Source organism: Hymenobacter psychrotolerans DSM 18569, from assembly GCF_900142395.1.
Lineage (GTDB): Bacteria > Bacteroidota > Bacteroidia > Cytophagales > Hymenobacteraceae > Hymenobacter > Hymenobacter psychrotolerans.
On the sequence record NZ_FRAS01000001.1, the window covers coordinates 50706 to 63657 of the forward strand.

At 57.7% G+C, this 12952-nt stretch carries 13 protein-coding genes; 8 read left to right on the top strand and 5 right to left on the bottom strand.

Annotated elements, in window-relative coordinates; genetic code table 11:
* Positions 1–132: 132 nt before the first annotated feature.
* The 3 genes from BUE15_RS00210 to nth all read left to right on the top strand — a co-directional run bounded on the left by BUE15_RS00210 (position 133) and on the right by nth (position 1808).
* Positions 133–768 carry an RNA polymerase sigma factor gene (locus BUE15_RS00210; protein ID WP_073280684.1) on the top strand — a complete coding sequence of 212 codons (636 nt, stop codon included), beginning with the start codon at positions 133–135 and terminating at the stop codon, positions 766–768.
* The gene (locus BUE15_RS00215) at positions 707–937 is read left to right on the top strand and encodes an anti-sigma factor (protein ID WP_073280685.1); all 231 of its coding nucleotides are present in this window, start codon (positions 707–709) and stop codon (positions 935–937) included. The genes BUE15_RS00210 and BUE15_RS00215 overlap by 62 nt, the downstream gene beginning before the upstream one ends.
* A gap of 160 nt (positions 938–1097) precedes the next feature.
* Positions 1098–1808, top strand: coding sequence for an endonuclease III (gene nth, locus BUE15_RS00220; RefSeq protein ID WP_073280686.1), 711 nt, complete (start codon positions 1098–1100; stop codon positions 1806–1808).
* A 44-nt stretch (positions 1809–1852) separates the two neighbouring features.
* Here nth and BUE15_RS00225 read toward each other — a convergent pair whose 3' ends face one another.
* Positions 1853–3070: a glycosyltransferase family 4 protein gene (locus BUE15_RS00225; protein WP_073280687.1), complete on the bottom strand. Its 1218-nt coding sequence runs from the start codon at positions 3068–3070 to the stop codon at positions 1853–1855.
* Between the two features lie 11 nt (positions 3071–3081).
* The gene (gene gldB, locus BUE15_RS00230; protein WP_139252054.1) at positions 3082–4098 is read right to left on the bottom strand and encodes a gliding motility lipoprotein GldB; all 1017 of its coding nucleotides are present in this window, start codon (positions 4096–4098) and stop codon (positions 3082–3084) included.
* Between the two features lie 108 nt (positions 4099–4206).
* Between gldB and BUE15_RS00235 the strand changes: the two genes are divergently transcribed.
* Positions 4207–4881: a porin family protein gene (locus BUE15_RS00235; RefSeq protein ID WP_073280689.1), complete on the top strand. Its 675-nt coding sequence runs from the start codon at positions 4207–4209 to the stop codon at positions 4879–4881.
* Between the two features lie 96 nt (positions 4882–4977).
* On the opposite strand, the gene BUE15_RS00240 is transcribed toward BUE15_RS00235, so the two are convergent.
* The 3 genes from BUE15_RS00240 to BUE15_RS00250 all read right to left on the bottom strand — a co-directional run bounded on the left by BUE15_RS00240 (position 4978) and on the right by BUE15_RS00250 (position 8215).
* Entirely contained in the window at positions 4978–6591 is a 1614-nt protein-coding gene (locus BUE15_RS00240; protein WP_073280690.1) for an Rne/Rng family ribonuclease, read from the bottom strand.
* 321 nt (positions 6592–6912) lie between these two features.
* Positions 6913–7827: a tetratricopeptide repeat protein gene (locus tag BUE15_RS00245; protein WP_084548713.1), complete on the bottom strand. Its 915-nt coding sequence runs from the start codon at positions 7825–7827 to the stop codon at positions 6913–6915.
* A gap of 82 nt (positions 7828–7909) precedes the next feature.
* Entirely contained in the window at positions 7910–8215 is a 306-nt protein-coding gene (locus BUE15_RS00250) for an HU family DNA-binding protein (RefSeq protein WP_044014459.1), read from the bottom strand.
* Between the two features lie 193 nt (positions 8216–8408).
* Between BUE15_RS00250 and mutY the strand changes: the two genes are divergently transcribed.
* From mutY to recG, 4 genes are all read left to right on the top strand, one after another.
* A complete protein-coding gene (mutY, locus tag BUE15_RS00255; protein WP_073280691.1) occupies positions 8409–9500 on the top strand; it encodes an A/G-specific adenine glycosylase in 1092 nt (363 codons plus the stop codon).
* Between the two features lie 89 nt (positions 9501–9589).
* Positions 9590–10027 carry a single-stranded DNA-binding protein gene (locus BUE15_RS00260; protein ID WP_073280692.1) on the top strand — a complete coding sequence of 146 codons (438 nt, stop codon included), beginning with the start codon at positions 9590–9592 and terminating at the stop codon, positions 10025–10027.
* Between the two features lie 127 nt (positions 10028–10154).
* Complete coding sequence (gene gldD, locus BUE15_RS00265; RefSeq protein WP_073280693.1) at positions 10155–10751, top strand: gliding motility lipoprotein GldD; 597 nt, start codon at positions 10155–10157, stop codon at positions 10749–10751.
* Positions 10752–10842: 91 nt separating this feature from the next.
* Positions 10843–12942 carry an ATP-dependent DNA helicase RecG gene (gene recG / locus BUE15_RS00270; RefSeq protein WP_073280694.1) on the top strand — a complete coding sequence of 700 codons (2100 nt, stop codon included), beginning with the start codon at positions 10843–10845 and terminating at the stop codon, positions 12940–12942.
* Positions 12943–12952 lie beyond the last annotated feature (10 nt).

Sequence of the window (12952 nt, forward strand, 5' to 3'; positions counted from 1 at the left end):
GCATTGTGTTTAGCCCGGCAGTTCTCTACATTTGGTTCAAGGGGTTCTTCACCATTCGCTCATCTTCGGATTTTTTCACGGCAACTGCACAATATGGCCTAAAGCTCTACGTTCCTTAACCTGTAGTTCTTTATGGAAACCATGCAGCCGAGCGACTCCGCTCTCATATCCCTTTACATTGCCGGCAATGAAGAGGCCTTCGCGCAGTTGCTCGAACGGCATAAAGCCCGCGTTTTCACCACAGTCATGCTGATTGTGCGCGACGAAGACGTGGCGGAAGATCTGCTGCAGGACACGTTCATCAAGGCGATTCATACCATGAAGGGTGGCCGGTACAACGAGGAGGGAAAATTCTCTTCCTGGATCTGCCGCATCGCCCACAACCTGGCCATCGACTTTTTCCGGAGGGAGAAGCGCAGCCCCCTGCTCAACCTCGACACGGCCAGCCACGCCTTCAACTCTCTCTCGCATGCCGAGGAAGGAGTTGAGGCGGCTCTCACGCGCGAGGAAACATATGCGCGACTTCGTGAGTTAATACAGGACTTGCCCGCGGCACAAAAGGAAGTGCTTGTGATGCGCCATTACGGCGACATGAGCTTCCAGGAAATTGCGGATGCCACAGGGGTAAGCATCAACACGGCTTTGGGGCGGATGCGCTACGCCCTGATCAACCTGCGGAAGAAGATGGCCGCACAATCCGTTTTCTATGATCAAAACCTTTACCCACGAGAAGCTGCTCCAGTACGTATACAACGAATTGCCAGCTAACGAGCAGCAAGAAATAGAGCAGGCCCTGCAGCACGACGCCGAACTGGCGGCCACCTGCGCTGATTTGCTTCTGGCCCAACGAACCCTCGACAGCCTGCGCCACAAGCCTGGCAAGCGCAGCACCGAGGCCATTCTGCAATACTCCCGTACGTTCCTGCACTCAGCCTAAACTTTAGTCCGGGTAGCCAAGCAGCTGCCGGCATTTTTACTACTTGTTTTGAGCGGCATGCCGCGAAGTCTGCCAACTGGTAACTTCGCGGCATGCCGTTTTTCTGTGGCTACACCTGCCACAGCATCACGGAAGATTTACCTACCGGCTCTGCCCCATCATGCGCAAAACTGAGCGTTACCGTCACTTTCTGGAGTACTTCACCACCAACTTTCCGCAGCCTGAAACGGAGCTTCTTTACCGCAACCCCTACGAGCTGATTGTGGCGGTGGTGCTGAGCGCCCAGTGCACCGACAAGCGCGTAAACCAGGTGATGCCGGCGCTACTGGAGCAGTTTCCGACGGCGGCCGAACTGGGCGCGGCGTCAGTGGAGGACATTTTTCCTTTCATCCGCAGCGTTTCCTATCCCAACAACAAGGCTAAGCATCTGGCGGGCCTGGGCCGCATGCTGATGGCAGATTTCGGCGGCGAAGTACCCAGCAGCATAGAGGAGCTACAACGCCTGCCGGGAGTTGGCCGCAAAACGGCCAACGTAGTGGTATCGGTTATCTACAACCAGCCCGCCATGGCCGTGGACACGCACGTATTCCGCGTTTCGCACAGGTTGGGACTAGTGGCCCGCACGGCCAGCACGCCGCTGGCCGTGGAAAAGGAATTGGTACAATACATCCCGCAGGACCTTATTCCGAAGGCACACCACTGGCTGATTCTGCACGGCCGCTATATCTGCGTGGCCCGCCAGCCCAAATGCGCGGTCTGTCCGCTTACTGCCTGGTGCAAATATTACGCTGAAGTGGTATCCAAACCCACGAAAGCGCCCACCAAAAACAGCCCTAGAAACGCCACAGCAGGGTTACCAAAAACCGAGTAGTATAACTTGGTATAAAACCAGCTTATGGAAGCACAAATACCGGCTTAGTGTCCGCGGGCTTGCTCCAGTATAGCCGTTACTTCGGTTGCCAGCGTTGTCCTGTCGAAAGAAGTAGCTGCCAGCATACGGCCGGCCTGGCCGGCCGCAGCCAGTTGGTCAGGCTGCTCCAGCAGGCGGCCAAGCAGTGCTGCCAGCGCCGGGGCATCGGAAGCCGGCGAGTACCAGCCGCAGCCGTGCTTTTCTACCAACTGCCGCGTCCAGCCGCAATTAGTCACGACTACGGGAGTGCCCACGGCCAGACTGTCGTAAAACTTGGCTGGCGAATTGGTATCCAGCACCGGCATGCCCAGAAACGACACTACGGACACTTCTGCCAGCCGGAACCAGTTGAAAACCGCGTGGCGGGGCTGGGGCGGCACCAGCCGGATGGCCGGGCACCGCGCCGCCGCTTCCCGCACCCGTGGCTCATCGTATCCGAGGCCCAGAAACAGCCAGATCAGCTTGGGCACCCGAGCCGATAGTAGCTCGGCGGCGGCTAGCAGAGTAGGAATATCGTTGGCCCGGCCCAGCGTACCGGCGTACAGCACCACACGGCACCCTTCCAGCCCCTGTTCCTGGCGCAAAGCTTCTACGGCAGCATCGGTGGCGGTGGCAGCCAGTTCCAGATCAGTGCCGTTAAGCACGGTGGTTGTTTTGGATGAGGCATCCGGCGCTGAGCCCTCCAGCACGTTCTCTACATAGCTCGTCATGTCCGGCGAAAGGGCCATGATGTGCTGCGCCCGGCAGTACAAGCTTTTTTCCAGCGCAAATAGCTGCCGCTGCGCCCAGCGGCTGGGCACCGCGCCCATAGAAATGGGGAATGACGGCCACAGATCCTGCACCTCAAACACCCACGGCACCTTGCGCCAGGCGGCTACCTGTGCCGCCGCCCAGGCCGCAGTCAGCGGGGTGCTGATGCCCCAGATAACGTCGGGCCTGTCTATGCGCAGGCCTTCGCGCAGCGCATAGGCCGCGTATTGCCCGAATGCCAGCCCGCGCCGGGCCACGCCCATCCGGTTTTCATAGGGCACATCGGCCGCCCGTAGCTCTACTCCTTCCGGCACCCACGGAAACTGCTGGGTCAGGCGCTGCCGCTCCCAGGTGCGCGTCGTGATAAGCGTGACGCGGTGCTTACGGGCCAGATGCGCCAGCAACGAGTAATGCCGGCTGGTAGCCGGACAATCGGGGTTGGTGTGGTACTGGCTGAAAACGGCAACGTGCATAGCTCCCGTTTCTACCGCTCGGCACGGCGCGGCCGCGGCCGGTAGCGCGACTCGTTCAGGATATGCTGCGGGTTCTTATCGGCCATCAGCTGGGCCAGCGTCACGTTGGGGTGCTCGGCCATGTACTTGCGCACAATCTGCCAGCCCACCCAGGCCCCGATGCGGCCAGGACAGGTTTTATCGATTTCAGGAATATTCGGCCGCTCCCCCACGTATTTCTGCACCGTAAACGGGGCCGTGCTGTAGAGCAGCTTTTTTTCGAGCATGTGCGCCCAGATCTTCCCCTCATTAAAATGGACTCCGACCAGCTCTTTATCGGTATAGCCAATCAGGAGCGAGTCGGGCGTGCAGGGCAGCACCCGCTCGGCGAAATACAACGACTTGCCATACTGCACCATTTCGCTCAGCATGGTCTGGTTGGTCAGCTCCTTCTTGTTGTACTTGCTGCTGATGGCCAGCGCAGCGGTAGGCAGCATATATTCGGGCCGGTAGCGCCGCAGGATATATTCGGGCACATTGGGGCGGTAGCGCGCCTTCGGCCCCACAAAGAAGTCCAGGCCCAGCACCATCAGGCTATCATTCACGAACATATCCTGGCTCAGGCCCGACACGAACGTCTGCACGGGCGGCACCCGAAAGTCCGGGAAATAGTAGCGGATGTGCTTGAACATGCCCTCCAGCCCACCTTTCAGCTTCTCAGAATCCTGAAAAGTGCTGTCGGTCTGGCGGCCGAGCTGCTGCAGGCCGGGGTTGGTGGCCAGGCGCGTGAGCGTAGCGGCCAGCACATCGTCTGACGGAAACTGGCGCCGCTGCAGAAACTGCGTGGCAAACAGCGGATGCTCCGCGAGGAAACGCTTGGCATCCGCGTCCGTTCTGATCTGGAAAAACGATTTTTCCAGCCGTTTCAGCTGTACCGTCGCCGACACTTTCGCTACGGCCGGGTCCAGCGTACAGGCCTTTTCTTCGCGGCCACAGCCATCCAGCAACGTAATACAGCAACCAAGTACAGCGGCTAGAACGGGACGCATAATCGGGGGAAAGTGGTGCACGCTTCTATCTTTGAGGCGAAAATAGCCAAAACCAAACGCCGGACGACGTAGCTTCGTATCCAACGCCTACTCTAGCCTGCTTCTGCCATGAAAAAAATGATTCTCGCCGCCCTGCTCGTCGGAGCATCGGCCGCCACGGCTTCGGCCCAGGTTGAAATCGGGCTGAAACTGTCGCCTTCCATCACCAGCCTGCGCACTGAGTCGCCGAACACACTGGGTTTCCAGCGCGAAGGCAGTAAGCTCACCATCGGGGGCGGTATTCTGGTAGACTACTTCTTCGGGCAAAACTACGCGTTCAGCACCGGCCTCATGCTCACGGGCAAAGGCGGCAAGTTCAGCTACTTCGACCCGGCCACCAGCCAGCGCTACGAGCAAAAGCTGGGCCTGCAGTACATTGAAGTGCCCGTTACGGTGAAGCTCTTTACCAACGATATTGCCACTGATACCAAGCTGTATTTCCAGCTGGGCGGCTCCCTGAACGCGGCTATTGCCGGCAAAATCAACGGCAATAAGCGCTACACCGACCCCGGCAAGAACAACCTCGAAACCAAAGCCTCCGACCACGCCATTATACCGGACGCGGCCGTGCTGGTGGGCACCGGCGTAGAATACCAGGTGGGCCAGAGCACCAAAGTGTTTGCCGGCATCAGCTACCACCGCGGCCTGCTCAACATCGAAAAGTACTTCGAAGATGAGCGCGGCTTCTCAGACGTTTCGCTCAAGAACAGCGAGTTCCGGCTTGACCTGGGCCTGAAATTCTAGCCGCTGCCTCAACCCCGATAAAAAGCCCGCGCTGCAAGCTGCAGCGCGGGCTTTTCTTCTTTCAGGAGGAGTTGTCGCAGACAACTACGCTTTACTTTAATCGGTGATTTCAATCTCGATTTCGCGGTCCTGCAGGCGGGCCATGGCCGCTGCTGCCGAGTGCAGCTCAATTTCCTCGCCGTGCTCGTCCTCAATGCGGTAGTCCGTCAGGCCCAGGCTGGTATCCTTCGTGACTTTGATCCACTTGTAGTATTTGAGGTACCACTTCATCTGCCGGCTCACCAGGCCTTTGGTGTAGTACGCATGCAGGAACGGATGCACGTGCAGCGTAATACCCGACTGGTTTTGCGTCACCAGCAAATCTTCGATGCTGTTGTCGATTTCGTCGGTAACCTGGATGGAAGCCGATATTTTGCCGGTTCCGCCGCAGGTGGGGCACACCTCGCCGGTCACGATTTTCTCGGCCGGCCGCACGCGCTGCCGCGTAATCTGCAGCAGTCCGAACTTGGTGATGGGCAGGATGGTGAAGCGCGCCTTGTCGTGTTTCATAATCTGATACACCACGTCCTCGACCTTCTTGCGGCTTTCGCCCGACTTCATATCAATGAAGTCGACGACGATAATACCGCCCATGTCGCGCAGCCGAAGCTGACGCGCTACCTCCTTGGCAGCCAGCATATTCACCATCAGAGCCGTAGCTTCCTGGTCGCTTTCCTGGTTGCTCTTGTTACCGGAGTTCACGTCGATGACGTGCAGGGCTTCGGTGTGCTCGATTACCAGGTAGCCACCGCCGGGCACCGTCACGGTTTTGCCAAACAGCGTTTTCAGCTGCTTTTCAATGCCCAGATGCTCAAACACTTTCACCTTGCCGGTGTAGTGCTTCAGCAGGCCCAGCTTATCGGGCGCAATCTGCTCCAGGTAGCCCCGGATTTCCTCGTAGCGGGCCGTTGTATCCACCGTAATGGCATCAAACGACTCGTTGAGCATGTCGCGCAGCATGGAGCTCGTGCGTCCCAGCTCTCCCAGCACTTTGTCGCGCTCCTTGGCGATACGCAACGCCTGGAAGAGTTGCTCCCACTTACCCACCATGCTTTGCATGTCCCGGTCGAGTTCCGCTACTTCGCGGCCCTCCGCCACGGTCCGGATGATGACGCCAAAATTGTCGGGCTTGATGGAAGCAATGAGCCGCTTGAGCCGCTCGCGCTCCGTCTTGCTGACAATCTTCTTCGAGACGCTGATGGTGTTTGAAAACGGCACCAGTACCAAATAGCGGCCCGCCATCGAAATATCGGTGGACAGGCGGGGCCCTTTGGTCGAAATCGGCTCTTTTACTATCTGAACCAGCACCTGCTGGCTCTTTTTAAGCGTGTCGGCTACTTTGCCCACTTTGTCCAGTGGCTTTTCCAGGCCAAAGGTTTTGAGCGCGGCTACCGACGTTTTCTGCGACTGTACGCCCCGCACCCACTTGCTGAGCGAGGGAAATTGCTCGCCCAGGTCGCCGTAGTGCAGAAACGCATCTTTTTCGTACCCGATGTCAATGAACGCAGCGTTCAGACCGGGCATAACTTTCTTGACCGTGCCCAGGAAGATGTCGCCCACCGAATAATTGGTGTCGTTGCGGTCGAAATGATATTCGATGAGCCGCTTGTCCTGTAGCAGGGCAATCCGTTCTCCTTCCTGAGTAGAATTAATGATTAATTCGTTACTCAATGGATTGGGTTGTTAGGTAGTCCCGGGCGGTAGTGTCCGCCCCGAAACCGGCAAAGGGAAGCCGGTACGCACAGGTACCGGCTTCCCTTGCAAGCCTCGGGGAAAGCGAACAATCAGCCACTCTCGGGGATACAAGATGAGAGATAGACAGGCAGTATTTCTTAGGCGAAACACCCTGCCAGCAGACCCCGAAAGGGATTACTTCTTCTTGTGACGGTTTTTGCGCAGGCGCTTCTTCCGCTTGTGGGTAGCAATCTTATGGCGCTTTCTTTTTTTACCGCAGGGCATGTTTGATGAGGTTAAGGGTTAGTTGAAAAGTTTTTACTTCAGTTTCTGCAGCTGCTCATCCACCGAGGCCGTCAGGCCAGGGTCGGTGCTCAGGCTTTTCGCTTTCTGAAAGGCTTTGCGGGCCTCTTCTTTGGCGCCGGTTTCGGCTAAAGCGACGCCAAGATAGAACTGTCCGTTGACGTTTTCAGGATTAACCTTGGTCAATTCCTGAAAACGCTCTACTGCTTTGTCGAATTGGCTGCTCTGCATGGACAGCACCCCCATGTTGTAGATGGCCTTTTCGTTCTTCGGATCGACGGCCAGCACTTCGCGCAGCAGCACAACGCCCTGCACCGGATTTTCGCCGGCCATGAACGCCATACCGAGGTTGGTTTTGGCATCCAGGTTTTCCGGATTGTTTTTCAACACTTTTCCGTAGAGCTCCTGGCACTTGGCTCCCAGCATTTTCTGCCGCTCCTGCGTGGTCGCAAAGCTGAACGCTTCGAAGTAGGCATCAGCGGCCCGCTTCCAGGCTTGTTCGCCGGGGCGGGCCTGCGCCAGCTGCTCAAAGTAATAGCCGGCACTGTCGTGCTTCTCTATTGCTTTGTACTTGATTGCCAGATCAGAGGCAACCCGCAGTTTGGCCATCGGCTCTTTCTCAGCCGCATACTTGGCCAGCAACCCATTGATTTCCTGGCGCTGCGCCGGAGCTACCGTCATGTGCGGCTGCTCGGGCGTAGCACCGGGCTCATCGTGGCTGCCGGCCGGGTGGCCGTGCTCGTCGAGTTCGGCGCCCGCAGCAGCGGTAGCACCTTTGTCGCGGTTGGCGCCGCCAGTGGCCGTCTGCGCCAGGTCGCCTTTGCCGTCCTTGGGCTTAACAATCACCTTGGGCAGCAAAAATAGCCCGGCTACCAGCGCCAGAGCGACGGCGAGCAGAATAAGTTGATGCGAGGAGGTGCGTGTAGTCATCCGAAAAAAGCAGGCCGCCGGGCATCCGGGAGCAGGATACCCAGCGGCGCCGCCAGCAGTACGTTATATCTGAACCAGACGCTTAGGCGTTGGCCAGTTCTTTGATTTTCTTGCTGTTCTTGATCTTGCCGATGAACGTTTTCGACGGCTTGAAGCTCGGGATGAAATGCTCGTCAATGATGATTGACGTATTTTTCGAGATGTTGCGAGCGACTTTCTTCGCGCGTTTCTTGTTTACGAAGCTGCCGAAGCCGCGTACGTAGATGTTGTTGCCTTCGGCCATCGAATCCTTCACGACTTTGAAGAAGGCTTCCACGGTAGCCGAAACGTCTGCTTTCTCAATGCCGGTCTTGTCGGCAATTTCGGCGATTACTTCTGCTTTAGTCACGCTGGTAGGTACTATGGGGTGAAAAATGAATGCTGGGCAAAAAGTCCAATTCAAGACGTAAGCCCTTGCCCGGTAAGCTGTTCGCTTGCGAATTGGGGCCACAAAGGTAGCCCCCTTTTTTGGTTTTGCAATAGTTTTCGCCGCAATAGAAACGGGCTTCTTAAATCCATACAACTTATTCTTTTCCAAAGACTTGAACGATTCTCTTTCGTCTTCTGCCCACCCCTATTTTGCGCAGGCACTCTTGGATTGGTACCCACGCCACCGCCGCGACCTGCCCTGGCGCCACACCCGCGACCCATATGCTATCTGGTTATCGGAAGTAATCCTGCAGCAGACCCGCGTGAAGCAGGGCCTCCCCTACTACCTCACCTTCATCAATTCCTATCCAACGGTGCAGGATCTGGCCGCCGCACCTCAGGATGAAGTGCTGCGCCACTGGCAGGGCCTGGGCTACTACAGCCGGGCCCGAAACATGCACCATACCGCCCAGCAGGTGGTTAGCGAGTACGGTGGCCGGTTCCCGGACAGTTACGCCGGGCTGCTTCAGCTGCGGGGCGTGGGCCAGTATACTGCCGCCGCTATTGCCTCCTTTGCTTACGACGAGCGAGTGGCAGTGCTCGATGGCAACGTGTTCCGGGTGCTGGCCCGGGTGTTTGGCCTCGCGCAGGATATTGCCGTGCCGGCCAGCCGCAAAGTATTTCAGCAACTAGCCGACACGCTGATTCCGGCCGACCAACCAGCTGAGTTCAATCAGGCCATCATGGAGTTTGGTGCTATCCAATGCACGCCGCTGAAACCCGACTGCCTGTTTTGCCCGCTGCAGAGCCAGTGCTACGCTTTTCAGCACGGCTTGGTAAGCGAGCTGCCTGTAAAGAGCAAAGCCAAAGCCGCCCGCACCCGCTACTTCCACTATCTGGTGCTTCGCTATGCCAACACGGTGTATATGCGCAAGCGGGGGCCGAAAGACATCTGGGAAGGGCTCTACGACTTTCACCTGCAGGAAACCGACTCGGGCGAACTGCCAGCTGTTACGCTGCTGTCGGCCGTGGAAGCATTGGGCGGGCAACTTGATACCAGCCGGGCCGAGGAGCCGGTTCAGGCGCTGCGGCACATTCTCAGCCATCAGAAGGTAGAGGCGAAGTTTCATCCGGTCTGGCTGCAGGAGCCGCTGCCGGAAGCCAGCCGGCTGCAGGCAGGCTTAAGTGCTTTTTCTGCCGGCCAGATCGAAGAATTACCGAAGCCAATCATGATTGCCAACTACATTAGCAATAAGATGAAATAACCAGCTAATATATTTGGTTTTTAGGGTTAATATTAATATCTTTAAAGCAAGATAAAGCTGTTTTACTTCTCCATTTTCTTATTCTACTCATGGCAGGAATCAACAAAGTAATTTTGGTAGGCAACCTCGGCAAAGACCCGGAGGTGCGCCACCTGGAAGGCGGTGCGAGTGTGGCAAACTTCACGCTGGCGACCAACGAGTATTTCCGCGACAAGCAGGGCACCCGCATCGAGCGCACGGAATGGCACAACATATCTGCCTGGCGCGGCCTGGCCGAAATGGCGGAGAAATACCTCAAGAAGGGCCAGCAGGTGTACGTTGAAGGCAAAATCAGGACCCGGCAGTACCAGGACAAGGACAACCAGACCCGTTACATCACCGAAATTGTGGCCGACGAAATCACCATGCTCGGCGGCCGGCCCCATAGCGGCGAAGCTTCAGCTACCGGCGCAACTGGCGCTTCGGGTGCGGCCGAAGCCCCTCAGACGTTCCGGCAGGAGCCTGAGCTGGACCAGCTGCCGTTTTAGGAAGCCGCCTACTTACGCTAAGCCCTGGCACATTGCCGGGGCTTTTTGCGTTACGCCCTCAGAACTATCTGCTGCCGCTACGTGTGGTTTCGCGTTACCTTTGAGTTGTACTTCTGTATTGCTGCCAATGCCTTCCTCCCGATTTTTGTTGGCCCTGCCAGCTTTAGGCCTTCTTGCTACGGCCTGTTCTTCTTCCGGTTCTGAGGGCGACTATACGCCCAAGCCCAAGGGCTACAACCGCATTGACCTGCCGCCGCACGCTTATCAGCAGCTGGCGCCGGGCCATCCGTACACGTTCGAGTATTCGCGGCACGCGAAAGTGCTGCGCGACTCTTCCTATCTGGCCCAGCCACACTGGATCAACGTGTATTATCCGAAGCTGCAGGCCAATGTGCAGATTACGTACTCCAACATTGCCGGCAAGCCGCAGCTCTACACCAAGCTGCTGGAAGACGCCCGCAAGCTCACGAGCAAGCACGAAATCAAGGCGACGGCTATTGATGAAAACGTCCTCAAAACGCCCAACGGCATGCGCGTAGCCGTATTTGAGTTGCAGGGCGAAGTGCCGAGCCAGTTCCAGTTTTTCACCACCGACAGCACGAAGCACTTTTTCCGCGGCGCGCTGTATTTCCGCACTGCTACCGCCAACGACTCGTTGGCTCCGGTGATTGACTACGTTAAAAAGGACATTGTGCAGCTGCTGAATACGCTGAAATATCAATAGTTACAGCTGGTAATCGGCAGCTAATAACTGCCACCTACCGCCCGGAGTGCTTTTGATTCACAGCGTGCAGCCAATAGCGAACAGCTATTAAATGAGTAATTTCTTTCAGACCAAAATCGAGTATCTGCGCGGGGTAGGCCTGCAGCGGGCACAGTTGCTGCAGAAGGAGCTGAACCTGTTCACCTACGGCGACCTGATTCAGCGCTACCCGTTCCGCTACCTCGACCGTACGCAGTTCTACAACATCTGCGACCTGCACGACGACCTGCCCTACGTGCAGGTGAAGGGCATTCTGCGCAACCGCGAAGTAGTGGGCGAAGGCCCGAAAAAGCGCATGGTAGCCAAGCTCGCCGATGCCAGCGGCGAGCTGGAGCTGGTGTGGTTCAAGGGCGTGAATTACCTGGAGAAAATCATCAAGAACCACCAGGAGTACATCGTGTTTGGCAAGCCCACGATGTTCAACAGCCGGCCCCAGATGGCGCACCCGGAACTGGAGGAAGTAACCGAGGCCAAGCCGGGCCAGAGCTACCTGCAGCCGGTATACAACACCACAGAGAAGCTCAAGAACTACCACCGCGTCGATAGCAAAGCCATTGCGCGCATGGTTTCCGACCTGCTCAAGATTGCGCTGCCGCAGGTGCAGGAAACCCTTTCCGATGACTTGGTGCGGCAATACGGGCTGATGGACAAAGCCACCGCCTACCAGCAGATCCACTTTCCGCAAAGCACCGAATTGCTACAGGCAGCGCGGTTTCGGCTCAAGTTTGAAGAGCTGTTCTACGTGCAGCTCAAGCTGCTGCGCCAGCGCGACCAGCGCAAGGTGGAGTTGGCCGGCCAGATATTCAAGGAAGTGCCTTCGCTGGTGCACTTCTATAAAAACGTAATGCCCTTCGACCTGACCGGGGCCCAGAAGCGTGTTATCCACGACATCTACAAGGATTTTTGCTCCGGCAAGCAGATGAACCGGCTGCTGCAGGGCGACGTAGGCTCGGGCAAAACAATCGTGGCCTTCATCAGCATGCTGATGGCGGCCGACAACGGTGCGCAAAGCTGCCTGATGGCGCCCACCGAAATCCTGGCCGACCAGCACTACGTGGGCCTTAAACAATACGCCGATCTGCTGGGCCTGAAAATCGGGAAGCTGACGGGCAGTACCCGTACTGCCGAGCGGCGCGTACTGCACGAGCAGCTGCGCTCCGGCGAAATGCACATGCTGGTGGGCACCCATGCGCTGCTCGAAGACGTGGTGCAGTTCCGCAACCTGGGCCTCACCATCATGGACGAGCAGCACCGGTTTGGCGTGGCGCAACGCTCTAAGCTCTGGCAGAAAAACCCCCACGTGATACCGCACGTGCTGGTGATGACGGCCACACCCATTCCGCGTACGCTGGCCATGACGCTGTACGGCGACCTGGACGTGTCCGTAATTGACGAGTTGCCGGCGGGGCGTAAGCCCATCGTAACGGTACACCGCTTCGACTCGAACCGCCTGAAGGTATTCGGCTTTCTGCGCGACCAGATCAACCTGGGCCGGCAAGTGTACATCGTGTACCCGCTGATTGAGGAGAGCGAGGCTATGGCCGACTACAAGGACCTCATGGACGGCTACGAAAGCATAGCGCGGGCCTTCCCGGAGTTTCAGATCAGCATTGTGCACGGGCGCATGTCGGCGGCGGAGAAAGATGCCGAGATGCAGCGCTTCGTGGAGCGCAAAACCCAGATTATGGTGGCTACCACCGTAATTGAGGTAGGCGTGAACGTGCCCAACGCGTCCGTAATGGTGATTGAAAGCACCGAGCGGTTTGGCCTCTCGCAGCTGCACCAGCTGCGCGGCCGCGTGGGCCGGGGCGCCGAGCAGAGCTACTGCATCCTGATGAGCGGCTACAAGCTGAGCAAGGATTCGCGCACGCGCATCGAGACGATGGTGCGCACCAACAACGGCTTCGAAATTGCCGACATCGACCTGAAGCTGCGCGGCCCCGGCGACCTGATGGGCACCCAGCAGAGCGGCGTGCTGGACCTGCTCATTGCCGATCTGGCCAAGGACGGCCGAATCCTGACGGAAAGCCGCGCCGCCGCGCAAGCCCTGCTCAACGATGACCCTGGCCTGGCCAAACCAGACAACCAGCCAATTCGGCGGCACATCGAGAGCCTGCCGGCCACGGCTGTCAACTGGAGCCGGATCAGCTAGCACCCAGCCA